Source organism: Actinomyces sp. Z5 (genome assembly GCF_003287795.1).
Taxonomy (GTDB): domain Bacteria; phylum Actinomycetota; class Actinomycetes; order Actinomycetales; family Actinomycetaceae; genus Actinomyces; species Actinomyces glycerinitolerans.
Map to the genome: position 1 here is coordinate 52,135 of NZ_QMIN01000115.1, position 24,953 is coordinate 77,087.

The window sequence follows — 24,953 nt, forward strand, 5'->3', positions numbered from 1 at the left end:
AGGCGCTGCGCACCTGCTACGTAGGAGGGGCGAGATCGACGCGGGCGCCCGGCCGGGAACCACCAGTCAGGACGCTGAGCGGATCAGGCAGCTGGAGGCCGACAAGCCGCGAGCCGGGGGCCTGACTCCTGACAGTTTAGTGCCCTGCGGTGTTTAGGTTGTTGAGGATTTGCTGTGCGGTCTGGGTGGTCTGGGGTTGGGCGGTGATGTGGTGGCCGTTGATGGTGATGGTGACTTCTTGGAGGGGCCGCAGTTCGCGGACGAGTTGTTTGATGCTGATTCCGGTGGCGGCTTGTAGGTGGCGGGCTATCGCGAGGGATGCCATGACGATGGTGAGGTGGGCCTGGATGGCGTCGTGGGTGTGGTGGAAGACGGGCCTGGCCTTCAGGTCGTGCTTGGACATGCGGAAGGACTGCTCCACGTGCCACAGCTCGTGATATGAGGCGATCACCTCACTGGCGGGCATGATGCCGGCGGGGATGTTGCTCACGTAGCCTTTCAGCCCGGCCAGTCTCTTGGCGCGGGCAAGAGCCTTCTCGTCGAGCACCTGGTCGCCCTTACGGGTGGTGACGAAGCGGGTGCCCTTGGGGCGCCTGTGGCCGGCGACCACCGCCCGAGCCCGGTTCTCCTGGGCGGTGAGGGTCTTGCTGGTGCCGGGCGAACCGGCGCGCGCTGTAGGCCCAGATCGCCCGCCACGAGCCCGGAAACTCCACTGGGCTCCAGACGGGCTCATCACGCAGGCCGCTGTCGCGTTCCCTGCTGATGGAACCTTTACGTGGGGTGATGGTGTCGATCACCTGCCCATCGGCCAAGGCGTCCCCGCGCCAGGCGAAGTGCGCCGCCAGGTCCGCCGGCGCCTTGGTCATGCGGGACCCCACAATGAACCCCAAGCCGGCCTGATCGAGCGCTTCGAGGTTGGCCGCGGAGAGCATGCCGGCGTCCGCCACCACGACCAGGTGATCAATCCCCGACGCCTCCCGGAACTCCTCGATCATCGGCACGATCGTGCTGGTTTCGGCCCTGTTGCCCTCCCAGCAGCCTATCTGTAGGGGGAAGCCGGCCCTATCCACCAGCAGCCCCACAATGACCTGCGGGTCCACCCGCCGCTCCTTGGAATAGCCCACCCGCCGTAGGTCGTCCTCCTTCTCCGCCTCGAAGTACAGGGTCGTCACGTCATACAAACACAGACTCAGGTCCCCGCGGCCGGTGACATGCCGCAGGCAGGCGTCCGCAATCCGTTCCCGCCACTGGCGGCCCGCGCAGCGCGCCAGCGAGCGGAACAGTGTCCTCCTGGAGGCCGGCTGCACACCCAGCTCGGAGATCACCCGGGGTACCTGCTCCTTACTGGTGGGCTCGACCAGACGGGCCAGCACCATCTGCATAAACCCCTCATCCCCGCCAGTGGCCTCACCCAGCCCCAGGGCCTCGTAGGCCGCACACAGGACATCCCACAGCAGGGCCGAGCGCTGAGCGACGACTACCGCCTGCGCGACCTGGCCGGCGGCCTGAGGTGTCAGGCCGGCCAGGTCCAGCACGCCCTGGCCGCCCCGGATCTTCTCCCGTCCCGCCTCCATCAGGACCGCCAGCTCCGCCTCACCCGTGGGCTGAGCCCAGGTGCTCCACAATCCGGCGCACCCCGTGCTCCTTAGCCACGATCTGCACCGCCGTAGCCCCCGACGCTGTACGCACCTTCCGAATAAACGGGCTCACACCCCATCACTCTACAGGCCACCGGATTAGTGCCCCACAACCACCAACCCAACCACACCACACCAACGAAAAACCACGATCCCGACGTCATGTCACCAAAAGTGGCACGAGTCAGGAGTACCGGGCAATCCGAGTGCGGGCAGGCCCTGCTCGGACTGTGATGCTGTGGCCGCGGTGGGCACCCGAGGGAGACTCATACGATAACGCTCTGGCCGAGGCCCTGAACTCCCTGTACAAGGCGGAATTGATCCTTGGGCCGCCATTACCTCGACGACCACGGCCCCTGGCAGGGCACCGAGGACGCCCGTGTTCGCTACCGCCCAGTGGGTGCAACTGGTCGGGCAACACCCGTCCTCACTCCGCCATAGGCATGCACACCCCGATCGAGCACGAACAGGCCTACACCCCACCACCACCAGACGACACCATCACCGACGGCACCACCGCCGACGGCACCGGCATCATCGACAACGCCGACGCGCCGGGCGTCGGCGAGCAGACCACCACCGACCAACCCCGGACCACCCTGACCGCACAGCAAATCCTCAACAATCTAAACCCAGGGCACTAAACTGCCAGGACTCAGGCTTATGTTCCTTCACAAGCAAGGCCGCAGCTTTCTTCCCAGGACGCCTGACCAACCCATTCGCAGTTCGGGCATCTCCGCACACAGAGTCAACGACGCGGCACCCGCACAACGATGGCGTCGTCGAGCCCGAGAGTATGCGCCCCGCCGAGTACGGTGCCGCCCAGTAGCGCCGCAACATCGTCCGCGGGCCCAAGGTCAACCCGCCCGCGATTGGTAAGCGTCCAGTAATCCGCCTGGTCACCACGGCGCACCGAAGCGATGACCTCGCCGGCGAGCGGCGTGGGCAAGTCCGCAGTGATGCCGGCGCGAGCGATCAGTTCGGCAAGCAGGTCACTCAGTGCACTGTGCTCGAGCCTCGTCGAGACGTAGGCGGCCGACCCACGCCCCAGTGTCCGACGAGTTACAGCCGGAGTACCGGGTTGCAATCCTGCTTTCAGCGTGTCCTGGCAATCGCTATAGGTCCGTAGCACCTCGACTTCAGGGGAGACAATCTCAACGGGCTCGCACCAGGAGCCGGCCAAGCCGTTTGCCATCGTCCCACCACCATCGACCATGAGGGTCGTACCGTCGAGTAATGGACGCATCTCGTCCACCCGCACACCGAGCAGGCCTCTCAGGGCACCCGGGTAGCCGCCAAGGTAGACCCTGGCGTGCTCGTCGGCGATACCGGAGAAGTAGGTCGTGACGAGGTGAGTCCCGCTTTCCACTGCCTCACGCAGCCGGGCAGCAAGCGTACTCGGCACTAGGTGGAGCAGAGGAGCAGCAAGAAAGTCGTAACGCGCCAGGTCATTTTGCGGACACACGACGTCTACCCGTAGCCCGAGATCGGCAAACACGCGGTACCAGCGTACGAGCTCTTCCCGATATTCGATACGGTTATCGGGCATAGAGTCGCCTTGAAAGAGGAGCCAGGTCTCATAATCGAAGACGAGCGCGCAGCGCGCCGGCAGGCTAGGGCTCCCTGCGACCTCGCGAAGAGAACGCAGTTCTCGGCCCAGTGCGGTCACCTCGCGGAACACCCGGGAGTGCCTACCGGCGTGAGGGACCATAGCAGAGTGGAACCGCTCACCGCCTGCCGCAGATGCCCGCCACTGGAAGAAGCAGATGGCATCAGCGCCGTGACCGAGGTGAGTGAGCGAGTCGCGGCGCAACTGTCCAGGTCGCTTCGCCGGGTTTACCGTGCGCCAGTTCACAGCGCTCGTCGCGTGCTCCATGAGCCACCAAGGCTCGCCGTCGGCGATCGCCGACGTGGCGGAGGCGGAGAACGCCAGCTCCTCGATTCCTCCCTCGCCAGGCAGGAGGTAGTGGTCGTTGGAAATGAAATCTGTGTCGCGGGCCCATGCCGAGTAGTCGATGCTCTGATAGTTCGCCGCCAGCATGAGGTTCGTGGTCACGGGGACGCCCGGTGACAACTCGTGAAGGATCGCGGTCTCGGCTGCCAGGTGATCGCGCAAGGCATCACCGCTGAAGCGTTGGAAGTCAAGCACCTGACCGGGGTTGTTCTGCGCGCCCGCCTGGCGCGGTGGAAGAATCTCCTCCCACCGCGCGTAATGCTGGGACCAGAAACTTGTGCCCCAGGCCGCGTTGAGGTCCTCGAGGTCGTCGTAATGTCCACGCAGCCACGCCCTGAATGCCGCGGCGGCGTCATCCGAGTAGTCGAAGACATTGGCGCCTCCGAGCTCGTTGTTGACGTGCCAGGCCACGACGGCCGGGTTATGTCCATAGCGCTCAGCCAGACGACGTGTGACCTCGAGGGCGTACTGACGGAAGAGCGGTGAAGTTGGCCGCCAGTGCTGTCTGCCGCCCTGCCAAAGAATGTGCCCGTCGTACGTGACCGGGAGGACCTCGGGGTGCTTCATCGTCAACCATGCCGGAGGGGAGGCCGTCGAAGTGGCCAGGTCGACATCGATGCCCGCCTTGGACAGCATGTCGATGATCTCGTCGAGCCATGTGAAGTCCCAGGTGTCTTCGGTGGGTTGGATGCGCGCCCAGGAGAACACTGCGAGCGTCACGACTGTGACTCCGGCCTCTTGCATAAGTGCAATGTCCTCGCGCCAGGTCTCGCGCGGCCACTGCTCCGGGTTGTAGTCCGCTCCGTAGTGCAGCGCGCTGTCGTCCCTACTGGGACGCCGCGGGAACGCCGTCATCACAGCACCCCTGTAAAGGAGAAACGGTGCTCAATCCTGCCGGACGGCAGGAGATACTCCGCGTGTGGGCGTGCCCCCCAGGAGTCATCTCCGCCGAGTCCTCTACGCATAACCGCTGGCCGCAGGACGGTCCTGCCGCTGGCCGGTAGCTCGAAGCTGTGACGAGCATTTTCAATCTCGAATGGGGTCCATGGGAGAGCGGAGAACTCGATCGGTGAGCCATTCGGTGCACTCACCTTCATCCCACGTCCGCGCCGGTCGGTAACCATGGCCCAACGGACACCGGTATGCGATCCACACTCCTGAGGGACGAGATAGTCGGCCATCTGGGAGGCTACGGTACTGGAGTACACGCCCAAACGACCGCCGCCGCGACGATCAATGTAGGTTTCCTCCGGCCCCTCGCCGTAAAACGTCAGCCGGTTCATCGTTCCGGGGAGCTCCATGATGACGGACAGCTCAGGCAACGACGGCGGATCCTCGCCAGGCTCAAGGGTCTCGGTGACCTCTACAGTGCCGTCGGAGAGCACCCGATAACTCATAACGCAGCGCCCGTTCTCCATGCCTGCGAGGACGTACGTGTATGACACGGTGACAGCGTCTTCATCTTCAGCGACGACGGGTTCCGTACCGTTCGCGCTGGGACGAGAGTACCTCGACGCCAGATGCCACTGGCCCTCCTCGAAGGGGCCGCCATATCCGCGCTCGTTGGCCGTCGGAGCGTGCCAGAAACACGGTGTGACGGGGGCACGCAATAGCTCAGTTCCTCCATCCTGTGTGCGTCCGAACCGGTAAGAGGTCAGCGCGGGCGTCAGGAAGGAGAATACGGCTTCGAAGGACTCGCCGCGTACTCCGACGTTGTGCCGTCCGCGGACGAGCTCGGGGCGTTGGGCACGGTTTCCAGGAATGACAAAGAGCGGTACCGCGGGCGCGTGTATATCGGCCGTAGTCGGAGGCGCGATGGTGACGACGCACTCGTCCCAGGAAACCTCTTCACCGGCTTGCGCCCACTGAGTGGGCTCGCGGTAGCGGAAGGAGACCACGATGACGTACTCGCCGCCAGTACCGCCATCACCGTCAGGCAGAGACAACGGCAGTGCGTATGTCTCCTCCGCTCCGGGTGCGACGTCAGTATCGAGGGTGGAGCGGGCAACCATGACGCCTTCGCGCTCGAGCGTGACTACGCAGTCGTAGGCCGAAGAGCGGGTGAACAGGAAACGGTTAGTTACCGTCACACAGCGCTCAGTGACGTGGGTCCGCAACGGCTGGTAAAGGTGGCGCACCTCCTGGATCTTGGGCGATGGACTGTGATCAGCATAGAAAATCCCATTACCGCAGAAGTCGCCGTCGTGCGGCGACTCATCGCTGTCACCGCCGTAGGCCCAGTACTCCTCGCCGTTGGGGGCCGTCAGCCGGATCGCCTGGTCTGCAAAGTCCCAAATGAAACCGCCTTGGAAGCGCGGTTCCCGTTCGCTGAGGTCAAGGTAACGGTCGACCGCACCGAAGGAGTTGCCCATCGCGTGAGCGAACTCGCACAAGATGAAGGGTTTATCCCCGTGACTGCGGAGCATCTCTTCGATACTCGCGGCAGGCGTATACATGTGGGACACAACGTCCGAGGAGTCCGGCCGACGCGGGTCCCAGCAGATGCCCTCGTAGTGGACGGGACGTTGATCGTGGGCACGCAGGAATGCGGCCATATCGGCAATATTGTCGCCGCCAAAGGACTCGTTGCCGCACGACCACATTACAATCGACGGATGGTTCTTGTCGCGCTCGTACATTGATCGCACTCGGTCGAGGACCGCTTCGCGCCACTGCGGCTGATCGCCGGGAACCACGCCGGCGACGCCCTTGTCATGCCGGAGAATCTCGTCCCAAACGCCGTGAGACTCGAGATTGGCCTCGTCAATGACGTAGAGGCCATACTGGTCACACAACTCATAGAAGAACGAGTTATTCGGGTAATGGCTCGTACGGACGGCGTTAACATTCGCGCGTTTCAGGGCGACGATGTCCAGTTCGGTACGCTCGCGCGACATCACGCGGCCCTGCTCCCCAAACTCGTGCCGATTAACGCCCTTGAAGACAATGCGTTCGCCGTTGATCCGTAGAAGACCGTCCTCGATCTCAAAACGCCTCAGTCCGACACGTTGAGGGACAATTTCTTGGACGTCTCCTCCCTCATCGAGCACCTCAATCGTGAGGTCGTAAAGGTGCGGGTCCTCAGCGCTCCACAGATGCGGGTTGCGCACCGTTACGTGCCCCACACCGTCGTCGTCCCAGACCAGCGCGCCGACACCGTCCAACCTGGCCCTCACTCTACCATTGCCTTCGAGACGGGTACCTACTGTGACCTCAGCGGAATCGAGATCGTCGGAAAGCGCGACTCCCACTCTTACGTCGGCCAGATGGACAGCCGGCAGGCGTCGCAACAAGACGGAGCGGAACAGCCCAGAGAATCGGAAGAAGTCTTGGTCCTCGATCCAAGAGCCGGAACTCCATTTAAATACCCTCAGCGCGAGCCTGTTGGAACCACAGCGCACGTACTCCGTGATGTCGAACTCGGCAGGCGTGAACGAGTCCTCGCTGTAACCGACATACTCGCCGTTCACCCAAACAACCACAGCGGACTCGGCGCCTTCCAAGCGCAGGACCAACCGCTCGCCCTCAGGCAGAGACCGGGGTAGCGTGAAACCGCGTACGTACGAAGCGACGGGGTTGTAGTGGCTGGGCACCTGGCCCGGATCGACCTGCTCGTGTCCGTCCCAGGGATACTGGACGTTGACATACTGCGGCCGGTCATAACCGTGAAGCTGAATGTGCGCGGGAACCGGAATGTCGTCCCACTCGATGACATCGTATGACGGGTCTTCGAATCCGTCTACGGCAACCTCCGGGTTCTTAGCGTACGAGAACTTCCACACCCCGTCCAGACTAACTTGGAACGACGACTTACCAGCGGCGACCTCAGCCTGGCTCGCGTACCACAAGTGATCGGAGTGAGCAGGAAGCGTGTTCTCGGAAAAGAAAGCCGGGTCCGCAAGGCGAGCAATGTCGAAACTCATTTGACCGCACCCATAATTCCGTTCGCAAACGACCTCTGAAGGACCAGGAAGACGATCACCGCCGGCAGGGAGGCGATGAGGACCGCGAGCATGAGAACGCCGTAGTCAGTCACGTAACCACTTGCGAGGTTAGACACCAGCATCGGCATAGTCTGGTATTGAACGTCGACAAGAATGATTTTCGGCCACATGAAGTTGTTCCAAGCATTCATGAATGTAACAACCGCAGCCGCCGCATACGTGGATTTCATTGTCGGAATGTACATGCGTACGAAGATGGCCACCTCGCTCAGACCATCTAGTCGCGCCGCCTCGATAATCTCATGAGGAAAAGATCGGGATGCCTGACGAAATAGCAGAATAAGGAAAGGCGTAGAGACCGTCGGCAAGACGACCGCCCATAACGAGTTCACGAGTCCCACTTTTCCGAACAGCTGGAACAGAGGGATCATCGTCGCCGCAAAGGGAATCATCATCGCCAACAGCAATATCGCCATCACCGTATCCTTGCCCCTCGAGTGATAGATCTCGAAACCGTACCCAGCGATAGAGCACACCACGAGCGCAAGGAGCGTTGTCAGCAGCGCTATAGCCGCCGAGTATCCCAAGGCCGAGTACAGGTCGGACAGCTCGAGCAATCGATGCCAGTTATTCGCAAGACTGCCACCGAAAGTCATCTTGGAAGAGAGAACCTCGTTGGAACTGTTTGTAGCCGATACCACCATGAAGTACAGCGGGAACAGCGACAAGAACGCCACGACCGACAAAAATACATAGGCGGGAACACGACGTAGTGAGGATCTACGCATCACGTTTGTCACCAACTTTCATCTGAATGAACGCGAGAACCGCTACAAGAACAAGAATGACGTAGGACAACGCTGAAGCGTATCCGAAGTTCGGGCTCTTAAGGAAGGAGAGCTCGTAAAGGTAGTGCGACATCGACATTGACGTGTACGCGGGGCCTCCCCTCGTGAGATTCCAAGACTCATCGAAGAGCTGGAGCGTTCCGTTAATGGACATGATCGCGGTGAGAACGATCATTGGTTTGAGCTGGGGCACCGTCACGTGCCAGAAGGTCTGCCACGCATTAGCCCCATCGATCTTGGCAGCCTCAAGCGTGGCCATATCGATGTTTTGCAGACCTGCCAGATAAAAGACCATGTTGTATCCCGTCCAGCGCCATAGCAGACCGAGGATAATGACCATGCGTGCTGTACTCGTCTGCCCGAGCCAGTTGACGGGGCTATCGATAAGATGCAACCCTGTGAGCAGGTCATTGATGAAGCCATCGTTGGCAAAGAGAGTACGGAACACAAGTGAGTAGGAGACTAGCGAGACAGCGCACGGCAAGAATATCGCAGTGCGCCAGAACGCCTTGAATCTCAGATTCGGGTCGTTGAGCAGCACGGACAGCAGTAGTGCTGTCCCAAGCATGATCGGGACCTGGATGATGAGGTAGATGAAAGTAGTCTTGAGCGTCATGAGGAAAATCTCGTCGTGGAACAAGCGCTCATAGTTCATCCACAACGGATCAGCGTATTTAAGCCTGGCCCCTCGTCCAGTCTGCAATGACAGTAGAAATGCCTGCACCATCGGCCAGAAACTCATTACGCATATGAGGAGCGCAGCCGGGATGATGAAGACCCACCCCGTAAGGTTGCGCCGCCGTTCGGACCGCGTAGGACGCGTGGCTTTCTTCTTCTTCCCTAAACTCGTTCTTGAGGTAATATTCGCCGTCGTCATTGACAATCCATTTCGTCATATTAGCGGATCGCGCCCGCCTACTCGTATATCTGTCGCGCGCTCCGGGGGTCAGGGCGGAACAGCGCCTTGACCCCCGGATGGGTAGCACTGATTATCAGTCCATAGCAAACTCGGTGGTATCCGAGGCGTCGGACAGCGCATTGTCGACGTTTGCACCGCCGACGATCTGTGTAAGAGCGGCAGAGACAGCGTCGCGTCCCTCGTAGTAGTAGACGCCAGTGGTCACCGTCGGAACCTTCGACCCAAAGTCGACGACGTCAGCGTAGACCGTCTGGCCGCCGTAGAATTCGACCGGCTGGTTGTAGACGTCGGAATCGCCGGCAGGTATCCAGTTCGCGATGGCACCTGACGACGGCAAGATGTTGTCGTAGAACTCGGTGGATCCCGCAAAAGTAGACTTTAAGAAGTCCGCAGCCAGGTCGTAGTTCCCCGTCGAGGAAATCGCCCAGAATGAGCCACCGTTAGCCGTGTAGTTTGTAGCACCATCGACGCCATCGACGGACGGAACGTTCGTGACCGCCCACTTGCCGGACTGATCACTCGCCGTCTGGATCGAACCCGAGATCCACACACCGTTGATCGTGCCGACAACCTGCTCACTGGTGAAGGAAGCAACATACTCATCCCACGAGTTGACCTCAATGAGGATGCCCTCGTCGACGAGCTGTTTATAGATTTCGGCGCATTTCTTGAGCGTGTCGTTGTCCTTGATGTGAACCGTTCCGTCATCAGTAAACAGAGAGGAACCCGCCGACTGGTTCATCATCATGATGAGGTCCGACTGCCCCGCCTGGCTCGAGAGCATTGGCTTGTTTATCTGAGACTTGACGACTTTGCCAATCTCGATGAAGCGTGACCATGTAATGTCAGTTAGGTCGTCGATGGTATAGCCTGCCTGTTCGAGGAAGTCCGTGCGCCATGCCCCGATCGCGGTGCCGGAGTCGAAGGGAAGACCGTACTGAACATCCTCGTAGTTGGAGTAGCTGACGACGGCCTCAGGGAACTGGCTGAAGTCGATCCCAGAGTCGGCATAGTCAGAGAATATGTCCGGGTAGTTTACGATATTCTTCTGTCCTGCCATGTTCTGCATGAGGAAGATGTCTGGGAGCTGGTCGAGGTCCTGCGACTGAGCCAGGGTAGTTAGCTTCTGCTGGACGTCATCCCAGGCCATCTCCGTAATCTCTAGCTTAAAGTCCGGATGGTCCTCTGCATAGATCTTCTCGGCCTCCTGCATCGCGTAGATGTTGAAGGCCGGGTCCCAGCACCAGACCTTGAGGGTGGTGCTGTCCGACTTGGATCCGGAGTCCGAGTCGGAACCGCCCCCGCAGGCCGCGAGGCTAGCAGTGCCGGCAGCCACGAGACCGCCAATCAGCGCAGAACGACGAGTGAGCATCATGGGCATGGGATCTCCTCCTTGAGATCGGCACCTCGTCCCCGGGGAAGGAGATCGAGGCGATGGCAGGACCCGCGGCGTCACCGTCATCTCGGCAGTCACGGGTCCCAGTGTGGGTATGCGCGACAGCGGCAGTAGACTGAAGATGGTTACGCAACCATTGTCGCGTGGGTTACTATCGCAGCAGGGAAGCAACGTGTCAAGCGGCATCGGACAGGAGGCCTGTCATGGTGACCCATCGGCCCCAATCCACGCGTCGCCCATCGATGGCAGACGTCGCCCGAGCGGCGAGAGTCTCTCCGCAGACGGTTTCGAGAGTCGCGAACGGTTCTGCTGCCGTCACGGAACACACACGAGAACGAGTGTGTAAGGCAATAGCTGACCTGGGTTATCGGCCGAACGCCGCGGCCCGCGCGCTCAAACGTGGCACCTTCCAAAGCCTCGGAGTTGTCATGTTCGACCTCTTCTCGGAAGGGCAGTCGAGGATTCTGGCCGCCATTGCCGAAGCAGCGTCTGAAGTCGGCTACTCGATCGTACTGGCGCCCTCCGGGCCGCGCACCTCTGAGGCGGTTTCAGGTGCTGTAGTGCGACTCGAGGAGATGTCGACTGACGCGGTCATCCTTGTTATGGAGGCGTCGCCGTGCGAGGGTACCTTCGTCGTCCCCACCAGCGATCGCCTTGTTGTTGTGACCTCCGGAGACGCCGGCGGCTACCCCAGTGTCGACACCGACCAGGCGCAGGGCGCCAGGCTTGCCGTCGAACACCTGCTGTCCTTGGGACACGACACCGTTCATCACGTGACCGGCCCCGTTTACTCTTATGCGGCGAAGGCGCGCACCCAAGCTTGGCGCGTTGCGCTTGAGGACAATGGACGGAACGTTCCCGAGCCGTTAGGCGGTGATTGGTCCGCTTCCTCCGGTTATCATGCTGGGCTCTCTTTGCTCCGCGATCCGGCCGTCACCGCCGTCTTCTGCGCCAACGACGAGGAAGCACTGGGACTCACGCGGGCGGCTGCTGAGCTTGGCCGTGATATTCCCGGCGATCTCTCGGTGGTTGGCTTCGACGACCTGCCGATCGGAACGGGTTTCCCCACCCCGCTGACGACGGTTCACCAAGATTTCCACGCCCTAGGCAGAGCGTGCGTTCGTCTCGCGCTGCGCCAGATTGAGGGAGCGGCTACCACGTCCGACTCAATACGAATCCCCACCTCTCTCGTCGTGCGCTCCTCGACGGCGCCTCCGCACATCTGAGTCGCTCACTCATGCTCTGCCCACCTACCCCACGTACTGTCATAGCTGCTCGTGGCGGCCCACCCGCGCGAGGCGCAATTGACTTCACCGAGTACCACCATCGCGCTCACGTCGCAGCCCGTCGCGTCGGGCGGTACGGCCGTACGACGCCAGTGCGATACTGGTACCCCGGGTAGGGGCCAAGGTACGTTCCGCATTCTCAACACCCAACCTCAAAGACCATGACAAGCGTCGTCGATCGCCTCGCGACCATACAGCAGAACAGCTTGATTCCAACGATTGTCAAAGCGTAGTGCGCGTCCACGGACACGTTTGTCACGGGTTCTGACGATTCGGACATCGAAACGACTGGCAGGGTGTACTTATTGTCCCGAGCGGTCACATCCTCAAGCTCGGGGCCAGGCTAACCGTCTCTTTACCGTCCGCCCGCACGCGCGTCCCGCCGACCTCCAGCTGCCATGGGCCGCGAGCGCCGTCGGCCCGTGCCGTGACCACGCCGTCTCGGCAGGCGACTCGGAAGGCGACCGCCGCATAGCCGTCGTGCGCAGGGACCACTACCTCACGCTCGTCGCCGTCGACCAGGCCGAAGCACCGCACGGTGAGGTCGGCGGCCCAGTCGTCCTCCGGCCGTTCCACCCGTCCCGTCACGGGCAGTACGCTCCCCTGCCGCACGTACAGGGGCAGGGTGTCCAGGTCGTGGCGCTCGCGCACCCAGCGCGGACCGGTGACGGTGTGTCCGTCCCACCAGGAGGTCCAGGTGCCTTCGGGAAGGTAGACCTCCGCCTCGCCGTCGGCGTCCATCACGGGCGCCACCAGTAGAGCCTCCCCGAGCATGTACTGGGTATCGACGTCCCGAGCCCCGGGGTCGTCGGGGAACTCCAGGAACATGGGCCGCATCATCGGCGCCCCCGTGGCGTGCGCCTGCTCCGCCAGCCGGTACAGGTAGGGCATGAGCGACAGGCGCAGGCGGATGAACCGGCGGGCCACCTCGACCGCCTCGTCGTCGAAGGCCCAGGGCACGCGCACCGAGTTCGAGCCGTGCAGCCGGGCATGGGAGGACAACAGTCCGAAGGCCAGCCAGCGCTTGAACACGCCCGGGTCCGGGGTGCCCTCGAAACCGCCGATGTCGTGGCTCCAATAGGCGAAGCCGGAGGCGCACAGGGACAAGCCGCCGCGCAGCGTCTCCCCCATGGAGGCGTAGGTGGACTCGTTGTCGCCGCCCCAGTGCACGGGGAACTGCTGTCCACCCGCCGTGGCCGAGCGGGCGAACAGGACCGCCTCCCCCTGGCCGCGCCGCTCGCGCAGCAGTTCGAAGACGGTGCGGTTGTACAGCTGTGTGTAGTAGTTGTGCATCTTCTCCGGGTCGGAGCCGTCATGCCAGGCGATGCCCCGTACCGGGATCCGCTCCCCGAAGTCGGTCTTGAAGCAGTCCACACCCATGTCCAGCAGCACCTGGAGTTTCTCCCGGTACCAGGCGACGGCGTCGGGGTTGGTGAAGTCGACCAGGGCCATGCCCGCCTGCCACAGATCGGTCTGCCACACATCACCGTCGGTGGTGCGCACCAGGTAGCCGCGTGCGGCACCCTCATCAAACAGGGCCGAACGCTGGGCGATATAGGGGTTGATCCACACGCATACGCGCAAGCCGCGGGCCTTGATGCGCTCCAGCATGCCGGCCGGGTCGGGGAAGGTCGCGGGGTCCCACACGAAGTCGCACCAGTGAAAGCCACGCATCCAGAAGGAGTCGAAGTGGAAGACGCTCAGCGGCAGGTCCCGCTGCTCCATGCCGTCGATGAAGGACATGACGGTCTGCTCGTCGTAATCGGTGGTGAATGACGTGGTCAACCACAGCCCGAAGGACCAGGTGGGCAGCATCGGAGCGCGGCCGGTCAGTGCCGTGTAGCGGCACAGCACCTCCTTCGGGGTCGGCCCATCGATCACGTAGTAGGTCAGGCGCTCCCCCTCCACCGAGAACTGGACCCGCGTGTTGACCTCGCTGCCGACCTCGAAGGACACCCCGCCGGTCTCGGCGACGAACACGCCGTAGCCTGCACTGGTCAGATACAGGGGGATGTTCTTATAGGCCTGCTCGGAGGCGGTACCGCCGTCCTCATTCCAGATGTCCACGCTCTGGCCGTTCTTGGTGAAGGCGCCGAAGCGCTCCCCCAGCCCGTAGACCCGCTCCCCCGGACGCAGAGAGAGTTGCTCGCGTATGTAAGCGGTCCCATCCGGCCCGACGACGTGAGCGACGGCGCGCGGCAGACTCGCCGTCAGCAGGCGGTCGGCTGAGCTGAAGGACGCCGTCCACTCCTCCCCCTCCCGCAGGGTCACGGCCAGTGCGCCCGCCCGCAGGACGACGGCGCCCGGCGCCTGCTCGGCCTCGCCCCGATAGCCCTCCGGCGTGGTTACCGCGAAGTGCGGCCCGCGGTCGCGCACGCCGCGGTGGTTGACCAGCTCCACCTTGATGACGCCGTCGGCGACGGCGGTGAAGGTCGCCGAAAGCAGACCCACGTTGAGCGTGTCGCCGCGGCTGGAAACGGTCCGGACGGGTGCGTAGGCGTGAACAGTGCTGGTGGCACTGCCGGTGCCGTCGACGCTACCGGCATCCACGGACAGATCCAGCAGGCCGCGTGCCTTTTCCACGGTATAACCGGGGCGATCGAGCCAATAGCCGTTGGAGAACTTCATAGTGGGTCCTTTGATTTATCTACTTGCGCTACTTAACCGCGCCGGCGGTGACGCCGCGGGTCAGGGTGCGCTGGAAGAACAAGAAGAACAGGAAGGTCGGGATCAGTGAGACAAGCGCACCGGCGTTGAGGGTGGGCACGTCGAGCATGCGGTCCCCCTGCAGGCTGGACAGGGCGATAGGCACGGTCTGGTTGTCATTGCTGGTGAGCATCACCAGGGGAATGAAGAACTCGTTCCAGGTCCAGATGAAGAAGAAGATCGCGAGCACGCTCATGGTGGGGCGGACGATCGGGTAGACCACCCGCCACAGGATCTGCCAGCGGCTGGCGCCGTCGAGCTCGGCCGCCTCCAGTAGGGCGCGTGGGAAGGTGCCCAGCACGGAGGAGAGCAGGTAGGTGCCGAAGGCGGACTGGATGACGGTGAAGATGATGACGATCGACCACGGGTTGTCCGTGAGCCCGGTCTTCTGCGCCATGGTGAACAGGGGGTAGATCAGCCCCTCCTGCGGCAGCATGTTGGCGATCATGAACACGGCCACGATCCAGGCGCGCCCGCGCACCCTACCCACGCCGATGGCATAGGCGTTCAGCAGGGAAAGCAGCGTGCCGGCCACGGCTACCAGCGCCGAGGTCCAGATGGAGTTCCACAGCTTGACGGGGAAGTTGACTCGCTGCCAGAAGTAGGCCAGACCGTCGGTGTAGATCTGCTTCGGCAGGGACAGCGGGCTGCCGCCGGAGTAGTCGGCCGGAGATTTGAAGGCGTTGATGACCATCAACAGGAACGGGGCCACCATGAGCAGCGCGAACAGGCCGACGACGGCGAGCACGATCCAGCGTCCGGCGCCCCGATGGAAGCGGTCCTTCCTGCGAGTGGCCTTGCCCGGTTTCGGCGCCGGGGCGCGTTTGGTTGCGCCCGCCGCACGAGTGGCCACAGATGCTGAGCTGAGGACGGTGTCGGACATGTCAGCGTCCCTCCTCCTCACGCCGGGCGCTGCGGTTCTGGAAGACCTGGATGACGCCGGCGATGACGATAATGACGATTGTGAGCACGGTTGAGATGGCGGCGCCGTAGCCGACCTTCGACTTGTCGAAGAAGTTCAGGTAGGAGTAGTAGCTCGGCACCAGGGTGGAGCTCTCCGGCCCGCCACGGGTGAGCACGTAGATGGGGGCGAACACCTTCAGTGCGGCAATCGTGCAGGTAAGTACGATCACGAAGGTCTCCGGCCGGATCTGCGGCACCGTGATGGCGCGGAAGCGCGCGAACCAGCCCGCGCCGTCGAGCTCGGCCGCCTCGTACAACTCCGGGTCCACCCGCTGCAGGGCGGACATGAAGATGACGGTCGGGTAGCCGATCTGGATCCAGATGAGCACGAACATGACCGAGCCCAACGCCGTCGAGGTGGAACCCAGCCAGTTGGGCGGGCTGGCGACACCCAGGCCGCGCAGAATCGTGTTGACCGCACCCGTCTGGGAGTTGAGAATCCAGTTCCACACGATCCCGGCCACGGAGATAGGCAGGATCTGCGGCAGGTAGTACATGGCGCGCAGCGTCGCGGCGGTACGGGACCCGAAGTGCTTGCCGATGTAGTCGAACAGGACCGCGGCCAGCACCAGCCCGATGAGCGTCGGGACGATGACCATGGCCACGATCATCGACAACGAGTTGCGGAAGGACGCCCAGAACTTCGCGTCATCCAGCAGCTGGGCATAATTGTCCAGCCCGATGAACCGCATCGGCGACATGCCGCCCTTCCAGCTGTTGAGCGAGTACCAGACGTTGAGAGCCAGCGGTACCAGAATGATGACGGTGAAGCACACCGCTCCCGGGATGAGGTAGGGCAGGTAGGCCAGGCTCCGCGATCTGCGGCGCGAGGGCCGTTCGGTTCGGGCGCGCACGGTCAGTCCTCGATGCCCATATCGGCCTTGCCCTCGTCATAGGCGGCCTGCAGGTCGGCGAGGACCTCGTCACCGGTCTTGGAGCCGTTGATGAGGGACTGCATGGCGGAGACGACCTGGTCGTAGAAGCCCGCCACCGGCCAGTCCGGGTAGAAGGCCAGGCCGTCCTGCTCGTTGATCTGAGCGAAGTTCTCGGTCATGGTGCGGGTCTTCTCGTCCTCAATGGTGGAGGGGTCGCCACTCACCGGCAGCCCGCCCTTCTCGCCGAGGATCGCCTGGACCTCATCGGACAGGGTGATGTCGATGAAGTCGTAGGCGAGTTCCTTGTTCTTGGCATTGGTCGGCACCACCCACAGGTTCCCGGAGGAGCCCGGGAACAGGTCCGTGCCCGGGAAGAGGAACTGGTCCCAGTTCTTGTCGGCCATGTCCCCGACGATCCGCCCGAACCACCAGGAGCCGGAGACGAACATGGGATAGCTGCCGTTGATGAAGGCGGTGCCGGCGTCCTCGGCAGTCAGACCGGCGGAGTCGGCGGCGACGTACCCCTTGTCGATCCATTCCACGAGCTTGTCGGTTCCGGCCTTGATCGGGTCGGCGGTCCAGTCGACGTCGCCTTCGAAGAGCTGGTAGGCGTTGACGAAGGAACGGTCGGCGTGGGCGAGAACCAACTGGTACCAGAGCTGCCCCATGGGGTACTCCGAGCCGGCCTCGGCCAGCGGGATCTGCCCGGCGGCGACGAAGGCGTCACATACGGCCTCGAACTCCTCCAGGGTGGTCGGTACGCTCAGCCCCTGGGCGTCGAACATGTCCTGGTTGTAGTAGACGAACACGTACTCGCCGTAGTTGGGGACCCCGTACCAGTCGCCGTCGCCCATGAGCCCGTCCTCGTTGTAGCGGGCCGTGGTCTGCAGCGAGGCCGCGAGCTTGGCGTCCCAGCCGCGTTCGGTCGCCTGCTCGGTCAGCGGTTCGATGAGTCCCTGGGAGGCGAGCTGTCCGGAGGTGGAGTTGCCCTTGTTGTACTCCATGATGTCCGGGACATCGTCACCGGTCAGCACGATCTTGGCGTTCTTCTGCAGCTGCTCGAAGGTCTGATCCTCGATCTTGACGGTGACCTCGGGGTGCTGCTCCTTGAAGATCTCGATCGCACGGGCCCAGGCCTGTCCCATGGCGGAGTCGTCGGACTCGTAGTCCCAGATGGTGAAGGTGTCCGATCCCGCTCCGGATGACCCGGAGGAGCCGCAAGCGGACAGTGCCGGGCCGAACAGGCCGGTGGCGGCCGCGGCGGCCAGGAGAGCGTTGAAGTTCCTGCGCTTCATCATGATGTTTCCTCTTCATTGAGTGCGGGCACTCCGCTGGGGAGTGGTGATGGGGCCCGACGCCGGTGGGCGCCGGGAGATTGTGGGTTTCAGCGGGCTGTATTCAGCTGCTGCTCTTCTCGCGCGGATGATTGCCTTCCAGGTCGGCTCCCGGGGCGGGGCCGAGACTCTCACCCTCGACCACCGAGCAGGTCACCAGCTGGTGGCAGTCGGCCGGGTCGAGGTGCTCGTCGAGGATGGCCAGCAGGGCGCGAGCGGCGAAGGCGCCCATGCGCTCGCCGGGCGCATGCGTCGTCGTCAGTGCGGGGGTTGTCATGGCACCGAGCGTCGGGGAGGAGACCGCGCCGACCACGGAGATATCCCGGGGAACCCTTAGTCCTTGCGCCTGCAGTCCGGCGAGCAGTCCGAGGGCGGCCATGTCATTCATGACCACCACCCCGGTGGGAGGTTCCTCCAGTGCGGCCAGTTCGCGGGCAAGCGCCTGGCCCGCCTGGGGACTGGCGTCGCAGTGGAAGGCGAGCGGCTCCAACGCACGGTTGTTCATCGCCCGCAGGTATCCCTGTCGTCCCCTTACCGCCGGCCCATAGCCCGTCTCCGCCTGGGACGCAGGACGTCCAATGAAGGCGATGCGGCGGTGGCCGAGGCGATACAGCTCGCCGACGGCGTCGTCGACGGTGTGCTCGAAGTCGATATCTACGTATGCCAGTCCAGTAGGGTCGGCGGTGCGTCCAACCATGACGAACGGCAGCCGGGCACGTTTGAGTGCGGCGACTCGCGGATCGTCCACCTCCACTTCGACGAGTAGCACGCCGTCGGCCTTGCCCTGCCGCACCAGCGCCACCAACTCCGCGCCCGCCTCGGTCTCCTCCAACGGCCAGACGGCAAGGCTGTAGCCGTGGCGGGCGGCCTCGTGCTGAGCGCCACGGACGATCTCGAAGACCGTCTCACCCATCGCGGTGTCGAAGCGCGGAAAGGTCATGGCCAAGGTGTGGGAACGGTGGCTGGCGAGCCCGCGCGCCATGGCGTTCGGCTGGTAGTTGAGTTCCTCCATTGCAGCACGGACGCGTCGGGCGGTCTCCGGAGCCACCGGACGCGCACCAGAAAGGGTGTAGGAGACGGTTGACACGGCAACGTTGGCCCGTCGGGCCACATCCTGCATGGTCGCCATGCCTGCCTCCTCGATCCGATCGGCGTATCCGCGTCCCGGCGCTGTCCTTGCCGCGCACAGGCAGCACCGGAAGCACCCCGGCCACTGCCCGACCTGTGCTCGCGAACCACTACGCGCGTCGGATCTCGCTGACATTCCAACGTTCGAAGCGTTTCGTCGAAGCGCTTCGAATAGTGTGCAACGCGCCCTCAGCCGGGGTCAACGCGACGCCGAAAAGATCGAAATTTCGATGTCTGGCACTTCACCCCTGCGGCGGTCCCGGGAACACCACCTCGCCCGTCCTCCACGGCCGCCGCTGGGGAGAATCTGCAGCAGTCGTGTCGGCTGACTTAGCATTGGGCCGTGGGCCAGGACAGCACGCGGGGCGATGTCGAACTGCTGCTGAGGGTGGCGCGCATGTACTACGAGCAGCACCTCACCCAGGCGGACATCGCCCGCGAGATCGGCTATTCACGCCCTAGCGTCTCGCGGCTACTCAATCGCGCCCGTGAACAGGGGATCGTGCAAGTCACCATCTCCCACCCGCTCGAACACATCTTGTCGGTGGAGAAGCGCCTGCGCGAGAGACTGCCACTCAAGGCGGTCCGGGTCGCCGAGGTCAACGGGACCGATGTGATCGGCGCCGTCGGACAAGCCGCCGCCGAACTGCTGGTCGACTCGGTCGCGAACGGGCAGGTAGTCGCCGTCGGCAACGGACGCTCCATACAGGCCGCCGCCCAGCGCATCCCGCAAATACCGCGAGTGGACTGCACAATCGTTCAGCTACTCGGTTCGATTCCAGGCGGCCTGCCCTCCTGGGGCCGCGACGCGCCAACCATCTGCACCCGCATTGCCAGCCAGCTTGGCGCCAAGGTGTCCCGCATGCCGGTTCCATTGATCGTGGACGATCCCTCGCTGTTGCGGCCGCTCATGCGCGAGGAGAAGGTGGCCACCACGCTGGCTTTGGCTGCGCGCGCCGACGTGGCGCTCGCAGGCGTGGCCGGAGTGGAGGCGAAGGGCGCGGGTAACATCCTGGCCGAGTACCTCACCCCGGACGTACGTGAGGCCATTCGCGCGGGTGGCGCAGTGGGACACATCCTCGATCACCATTACGACGCCTACGGCAATCCCGTTCCCACGCCGCTGACCCCGCGCACACTGGCGCTGCCCCTGGATGAGTTGCGGCGCATCCCACTGGTCATCGGGGCGGCCGGCGGTGAGGACAAGGTGGAGGCGATTGTCGGAGCAGTGCGCGGCGGCATCCTGAGCGCGCTGGCCACCGACTACCAGACCGCCCTGTCAATCCTCGACATGCTCTGAACCGGAGGCCACCCGCGTACCGGGCCGGGAGGGATCAGAGCAAGTATGCGGTTGGGCGTTGCCGGGACTGAGTCATCTCACATCGCAAGCCATCGGTGCCAGCGCATGTTCACCGATCACCGCACTAATCCGTATCCACCTGTGGAACCGCTGCGCGCTTACGGTGGTAGAGCAGGTAGGCACCTACGCGGGCGCGCAGGCTCGGGCGCACCTCGTGCGGCCAGCGACGGGCGACGTAGGAGATGGCGTCGTCCACTTCGAGCCGCTGCGTGGAATTGCCGACGCGTACCCATAGTTCGGTGCCACCATTGCCCTTCGGGCCCTTGAGGTACACGGGGACGGGCGAAGGCGGCACCGTCACCCGGCACACCTCGCCGGCCCCGTCAGCGGCCGACGCAAAGTCCAGGCGCGGCAGCGCCGCGGCGTTTGTACCCAGCCGCACTCGCCACAGGCTGCGTAGGAACAGCTCGAAGCGGTCGGCGTCGGGCTGGCGCAGAGTGGCGTAGTCCGGGGCCAGGCCAATCAGGCGCCCGTCGTCGTCGACGCCCAGCAGCAGGGTGCCTCCCCGGGAGTTGAGAAAGGCGGCCACGGTCTTGGCCACCACCGTTTCCATGGCATCGTCGCGCTTGCCGGTGTGCATGTTCACGCGGGCGGAGGACTTCAGCTCCAGCCGTTCCGACTCACCCCGCCGGGCCACCTCGGCGATCGGGTCCAGCGGCGGCTCATGCTGGATGCGGGTTATTACCAGCGCGGTTATTCCCACGACGATTACCGCGACTACGACGGCCGAGGCCAGCATCCGCGGCGCCCACAGATAGTCCTCGTTGAACAGCCAGGCGCCGCCGGCGAACCCGGCCCACAGGCCGATCAGGGCAGTGAGGGTGGCCGTGGAGGTAGAGATCTGGGCTCGACGCCGTACCAGGTGAGAGGCGAAGCGACCGGCCAGATAGGCGACCAGCAGCGCCACCGGCTGAATGAGGACGGCGAACAGTAGCACCGGACTGCGCGGTGCCGGCGGGAGGGCGGTGGCGTTTAGCGGCAGGACACTAAGCAGGCCTGTGAACGAGACGGGCATAGTGCCTCAGCGTAGAGCAGTACCTTCAGCCGCGATCCCGCAGGTGCCGAGCCAACAACGTCAGGTCGGCCGGGCTCAACCGGTCCGCGGCGTTCAGGTGGTGCCAGAACGGGTAGGGCAGCCCGGTTGCGCTGACCTGTTCCAGCCGCTCCATCTCCTCAGCTGTGAGCGCCAAGTCAGCCGCACCGAGGTTCTGCTGCAACTGTTGCTCATTGCGCGCCCCTACGATCACCGAGGTGACCGCCGGCTTGGCCAGGACGTAGGCAAGGGCCACCTGACTCGGTGCGACACCGTGCCCGTCGGCGATCGCCACGAGTTCCTCGACGATGTCGTAGAGGACCTCGACGTCATACACCGGCGGCTCATTCCATCCCTCAACGTGGCGGCTGCCGGCGGGCGCGTCGACTCCGCGACGGTACTTGCCGGTCAACAGCCCGCCGGCCAGCGGGCTCCACACCAGGATGCCTATGCCCTGGTCCACCGCGGCGGGCACGATCTCATGCTCGATATCCCGGGTCTGCACGGAGTAGTGCACCTGGTTGCTGACGAACGGGGTCAGGCCGTGACGGTCGGCGGTCCACAGGGACTTCATCATGTGCCAGGCCGCATAGTTGGAGCAGCCGATGTAGCGCACCTTGCCCGCGTGTACCAGATCGTCCAGAGCGGTAAGCGTCTCCTCCAGGGGCGTGACCCCGTCCCACTCGTGCACCTGGTAGAGGTCGATGTGGTCAGTGCCCAGGCGGCGCAGGCTCGCCTCCACACTGCGCATGATGTGATGCCGGGACAGGCCGGCGTCATTGGGGCCCTCCCCCATGGGCATCCGCACCTTGGTGGCGATCAGGACGTCGTCGCGCTCCGCGCCGAGCGCCCTGCCGAGGATCTCCTCGGAAAGTCCGGCGGAGTACATGTCGGCGGTGTCGAAGAGGTTCACTCCGGCGTCGCGCGCTATGTCGATTTGCCGACGCGCTCCGTCCACATCAATCTGCCCCACGGTACGCGCAAACCCGGTACCACCAAAGCCCATGGTGCCCAAGGTGATGGTCGAGACCCGTAGGCCGCTTTTGCCCAGCTGTCTGTATTCCATGACACATACGATACGAGCCGATCTGCGGGGACGGAAGGGCTTTCTGTGCCTCCCGCCCCCGCAGATCCGCGGTCCTCAGACCGCCCAGGCGGCCAGCCCCTCGAAGATGAGGCGGCCGACGACGGAGCCGCCGTCGAGCACCCCGATGCTGCGGGAAGCTGAGTAGGCGGCGCGTCCGTGCACGGCCTCCATCTCCCGGGTGGACTCCGAACCCTGGGCGGCCGCCTCGGCAGCGCGTCGCAAAAGCTCCGTCAACGCGGCTCCGCCCCCGTCGACGGCGCCGGCGCCCTCCACGAGGGCCGTCGCCCCGGGCGCGAGCGCATCCAGGATGGTTTTCTCCCCCGGCTTTGACTCGGCCTTTTCCATAATGGCCTCCACGCCCGCCTGCACGGCCTGCGCGGCGGTAACAACGTTGGCCTCAGTCTTTCCGCGCAGCGTCCGCGCCATACCCATCATCCCGAAGCTGAGGATGGTTCCCAATGACGACGGCGCCGCACTGTTGAACGCCTTGGCCGCCCCGCGCAGTAGCTGTCCGAGATCGGCCTGTTCCTGGGTGGCAAGGTATTCGGCGAGCGCCTTGAAGCCGTCATCCATGGAGATGCCCAGATCACCATCTCCGTTAACCTGATCCAGGGAGACCAGATAGTCACGATTCTCGGCCATCAGGGCGCTGATTTCACCGACGATTGCCGCAAGTGATTCACGGTTCAGCATTTTGACCCTCACTTGTTCGCGTTGGTGTAGAAGGGCGTGGCGGCCGGAGCGCGCAGCAATTCCTTCAGTTCTGCGTCGAGCTTGAAAACTGACACCGACAGACCGGCCATCTCCATCGACGTGGCGAACTCGCCCACATGCGGCATCACCACCGCGACTCCGCGTTCGGCCAGCCGCGCGTGCACGGAGCGGTACACGATGAGCTGTTCCTCCAGCGGGGTGCCGCCCAGACCGTTGATCATCACCGAAACCTCGTCCCCGGCATTCAGCGGCATGTCCGCCTCGATGGTCTCAAGGATGAGGCGAGCGATCTCGTCTGCGGTCATCATGGGACGCACTTCGATGCCGGCCTCCCCGTGGATGCCCATGCCGATCTCGATCTGCCCCTCCTCAATGGTGAAGGTCGGTTGCCCGACCTTGGGGACAATGCACGGGGACAGCGCCACGCCCATGGTACGGATGTTGTCCAGGGCACGAGCCGTGACAGCGGTGACCTCGTCAAGCGTCATCATCCGTTCGGCCGCCGCCCCGGCGATCTTGAACGCGTAGACCAGCCCGGCCACGCCCCGGCGCTTGTCGGCGCGATCCTTCGGGGAACTGGCGACGTCGTCGCGACCGAGCAGCTGGCGGGTCTCGATGTCGTCGAACTCGACATCCTCGCAGGCCATACGGAAATTGAAGACATCGCCGTTGTAGTTTCCGTACAGGCACAGGACGCCGGCGCCACGGTCACAGGCGCGGATCATGTCGGCCATCTTCTCGGCGGCCGGTGAGGCGAAGACCTCGCCGACGGCGCATCCGTCAAGCATTCCCTGCCCGACGTAGCCGAGGAACAGAGGCAGGTGGCCGCTGCCCCCGGCCGTAACAATGCCTACCTTGCCCTCCGGTGCCGGGTAGCGTGAGACGAGCACTCGGAAGTCGCCGTCGAGCAGACCCACGCGGTCGCCGTATGCCGCTTCGATGCCCTCCATCGTGTCGCGGACGAAGGTGTCCGCACTGTTGAGAATCTTCTTCATCGTTCTCTCCCAGAGTTCTACAGGTCGGTTCAGTGCTGGTTGGGGAAGGTGATCTCCGACGGATACGCCCACTTCTGGAGTTCTTCGGTGGCGAAGGGCTCGGGCTCGACGCCGCGGTTCGCCGTGAGCGCGTGGTGGTAGAGTTCGGCGAGTTCCTCGATGTATGCGGCCTTGAGGTAGGCCTCGTAGAGATTGCGGGAGTCGACGGCGACGGTGCCGTGCTTCTCCAGCAGCACGCAGTCCGCCTCGCGCACCGCCTGACGCACCGAGGCGGCCAGCTCGGGCGTGCCGGGGCGGCCGTATGGGGCCACGGGGATGCGCGCCCGGCTCAGTCCCAGGTTGGCGACCTCGTAGACAATGGCGGGGATCGGCTTGTTCAGCAGCGCGAACGAGGTGGCGTAGACCGAGTGCGTGTGCACAATGGCGGCCACCTCAGGACGCTCCTTGTATATCTCCAGGTGCATGAGCACCTCACTGGTCGGTCGCAGGCCGGACTCGTTCTCGACGACGTGGGCATCGAGGTCCATGACCACCACGTCACGCGGGGTCATCAAATCGCGGTCCAGGCTGGTGGGCGAGGCGACCAGCAGACCGGTCTCGGAGTCTCGGATGGAGAAGTTGCCGGACTTGTGCTTGCACAGCCCGTCGTGCTGCGCCCGCTTGGCGATCTCGCATAGTTCCTTCTTCAGGGTTTCAAGCATGGGTATGTCCTACTTTCTGGTTTCAGTGGATTCTTTGGTGTTCATCGGGGCCGTGACGACGGCGGGGGGGACC

Annotated in this window: 18 protein-coding genes and 2 pseudogenes; 4 read left to right on the top strand and 16 right to left on the bottom strand. The window is 63.8% G+C overall.

What is annotated here, in order from left to right; translation table 11 throughout:
- Window positions 1-136: 136 nt before the first annotated feature.
- Window positions 137-1,710 (bottom strand): annotated as a pseudogene (locus DRB06_RS15535) (IS1634 family transposase).
- 370 nt (window positions 1,711-2,080) lie between these two features.
- Between DRB06_RS15535 and DRB06_RS16305 the strand changes: the two are divergent.
- Window positions 2,081-2,281 (top strand): hypothetical protein, encoded by a 201-nt coding sequence (locus DRB06_RS16305; protein ID WP_108965956.1) that lies wholly within the window; start codon window positions 2,081-2,083, stop codon window positions 2,279-2,281.
- A gap of 104 nt (window positions 2,282-2,385) precedes the next feature.
- Here the strand turns inward: DRB06_RS16305 and DRB06_RS15545 are convergent, their stop codons facing one another.
- The 5 genes from DRB06_RS15545 to DRB06_RS15565 all read right to left on the bottom strand — a co-directional run bounded on the left by DRB06_RS15545 (window position 2,386) and on the right by DRB06_RS15565 (window position 10,683).
- A complete protein-coding gene (locus tag DRB06_RS15545; RefSeq protein ID WP_111820439.1) occupies window positions 2,386-4,446 on the bottom strand; it encodes a beta-galactosidase in 2,061 nt (686 codons plus the stop codon).
- Window positions 4,446-7,514 carry a glycoside hydrolase family 2 TIM barrel-domain containing protein gene (locus tag DRB06_RS15550; protein ID WP_111820440.1) on the bottom strand — a complete coding sequence of 1,023 codons (3,069 nt, stop codon included), beginning with the start codon at window positions 7,512-7,514 and terminating at the stop codon, window positions 4,446-4,448. The genes DRB06_RS15545 and DRB06_RS15550 overlap by 1 nt, the downstream gene beginning before the upstream one ends.
- Window positions 7,511-8,323, bottom strand: coding sequence for a carbohydrate ABC transporter permease (locus DRB06_RS15555; RefSeq protein ID WP_108965951.1), 813 nt, complete (start codon window positions 8,321-8,323; stop codon window positions 7,511-7,513). Before DRB06_RS15555 ends, DRB06_RS15550 begins: the two co-directional genes overlap by 4 nt.
- Window positions 8,316-9,260 carry a carbohydrate ABC transporter permease gene (locus DRB06_RS15560; protein WP_111820441.1) on the bottom strand — a complete coding sequence of 315 codons (945 nt, stop codon included), beginning with the start codon at window positions 9,258-9,260 and terminating at the stop codon, window positions 8,316-8,318. The genes DRB06_RS15555 and DRB06_RS15560 overlap by 8 nt, the downstream gene beginning before the upstream one ends.
- Before the next feature lie 115 nt (window positions 9,261-9,375).
- Window positions 9,376-10,683, bottom strand: coding sequence for an ABC transporter substrate-binding protein (locus DRB06_RS15565; protein ID WP_258522301.1), 1,308 nt, complete (start codon window positions 10,681-10,683; stop codon window positions 9,376-9,378).
- Window positions 10,684-10,940: 257 nt separating this feature from the next.
- Between DRB06_RS15565 and DRB06_RS16780 the strand changes: the two are divergent.
- Together DRB06_RS16780 and DRB06_RS15570 are read left to right on the top strand one after the other, a co-directional pair.
- Window positions 10,941-11,063 (top strand): annotated as a pseudogene (locus DRB06_RS16780) (LacI family DNA-binding transcriptional regulator); the annotation flags it as partial.
- A gap of 63 nt (window positions 11,064-11,126) precedes the next feature.
- A complete protein-coding gene (locus tag DRB06_RS15570; RefSeq protein WP_234416183.1) occupies window positions 11,127-11,924 on the top strand; it encodes a substrate-binding domain-containing protein in 798 nt (265 codons plus the stop codon).
- Window positions 11,925-12,302: 378 nt separating this feature from the next.
- Here DRB06_RS15570 and yicI read toward each other — a convergent pair whose 3' ends face one another.
- The 5 genes from yicI to DRB06_RS15595 all read right to left on the bottom strand — a co-directional run bounded on the left by yicI (window position 12,303) and on the right by DRB06_RS15595 (window position 18,991).
- Window positions 12,303-14,612, bottom strand: coding sequence for an alpha-xylosidase (yicI, locus tag DRB06_RS15575; RefSeq protein WP_111820442.1), 2,310 nt, complete (start codon window positions 14,610-14,612; stop codon window positions 12,303-12,305).
- Between the two features lie 28 nt (window positions 14,613-14,640).
- On the bottom strand, window positions 14,641-15,573 hold the full coding sequence (locus DRB06_RS15580; protein ID WP_111820443.1) for a carbohydrate ABC transporter permease: 933 nt from the start codon (window positions 15,571-15,573) through the stop codon (window positions 14,641-14,643).
- A 1-nt stretch (window position 15,574) separates the two neighbouring features.
- A complete protein-coding gene (locus DRB06_RS15585) occupies window positions 15,575-16,507 on the bottom strand; it encodes a carbohydrate ABC transporter permease (RefSeq protein WP_258522302.1) in 933 nt (310 codons plus the stop codon).
- A 2-nt stretch (window positions 16,508-16,509) separates the two neighbouring features.
- Window positions 16,510-17,826 (bottom strand): ABC transporter substrate-binding protein, encoded by a 1,317-nt coding sequence (locus DRB06_RS15590; RefSeq protein WP_111820445.1) that lies wholly within the window; start codon window positions 17,824-17,826, stop codon window positions 16,510-16,512.
- A gap of 100 nt (window positions 17,827-17,926) precedes the next feature.
- Window positions 17,927-18,991 (bottom strand): LacI family DNA-binding transcriptional regulator, encoded by a 1,065-nt coding sequence (locus DRB06_RS15595; protein WP_181575290.1) that lies wholly within the window; start codon window positions 18,989-18,991, stop codon window positions 17,927-17,929.
- A gap of 342 nt (window positions 18,992-19,333) precedes the next feature.
- Here DRB06_RS15595 and DRB06_RS15600 point away from each other — a divergent pair, with 342 nt between their 5' ends.
- Window positions 19,334-20,290: a sugar-binding transcriptional regulator gene (locus DRB06_RS15600; RefSeq protein ID WP_111820447.1), complete on the top strand. Its 957-nt coding sequence runs from the start codon at window positions 19,334-19,336 to the stop codon at window positions 20,288-20,290.
- A gap of 124 nt (window positions 20,291-20,414) precedes the next feature.
- Here DRB06_RS15600 and DRB06_RS15605 read toward each other — a convergent pair whose 3' ends face one another.
- The 5 genes from DRB06_RS15605 to DRB06_RS15625 form a co-directional block, all read right to left on the bottom strand.
- Window positions 20,415-21,365 carry a helix-turn-helix domain-containing protein gene (locus tag DRB06_RS15605; protein ID WP_083565737.1) on the bottom strand — a complete coding sequence of 317 codons (951 nt, stop codon included), beginning with the start codon at window positions 21,363-21,365 and terminating at the stop codon, window positions 20,415-20,417.
- A gap of 25 nt (window positions 21,366-21,390) precedes the next feature.
- On the bottom strand, window positions 21,391-22,449 hold the full coding sequence (locus tag DRB06_RS15610; protein WP_108965936.1) for an aldo/keto reductase: 1,059 nt from the start codon (window positions 22,447-22,449) through the stop codon (window positions 21,391-21,393).
- Between the two features lie 75 nt (window positions 22,450-22,524).
- Complete coding sequence (locus DRB06_RS15615) at window positions 22,525-23,163, bottom strand: dihydroxyacetone kinase subunit L (protein ID WP_181574801.1); 639 nt, start codon at window positions 23,161-23,163, stop codon at window positions 22,525-22,527.
- An 8-nt stretch (window positions 23,164-23,171) separates the two neighbouring features.
- Window positions 23,172-24,179 carry a dihydroxyacetone kinase subunit DhaK gene (locus DRB06_RS15620; RefSeq protein ID WP_073329922.1) on the bottom strand — a complete coding sequence of 336 codons (1,008 nt, stop codon included), beginning with the start codon at window positions 24,177-24,179 and terminating at the stop codon, window positions 23,172-23,174.
- A gap of 29 nt (window positions 24,180-24,208) precedes the next feature.
- Window positions 24,209-24,880: a class II aldolase/adducin family protein gene (locus DRB06_RS15625; RefSeq protein ID WP_073329927.1), complete on the bottom strand. Its 672-nt coding sequence runs from the start codon at window positions 24,878-24,880 to the stop codon at window positions 24,209-24,211.
- Window positions 24,881-24,953 lie beyond the last annotated feature (73 nt).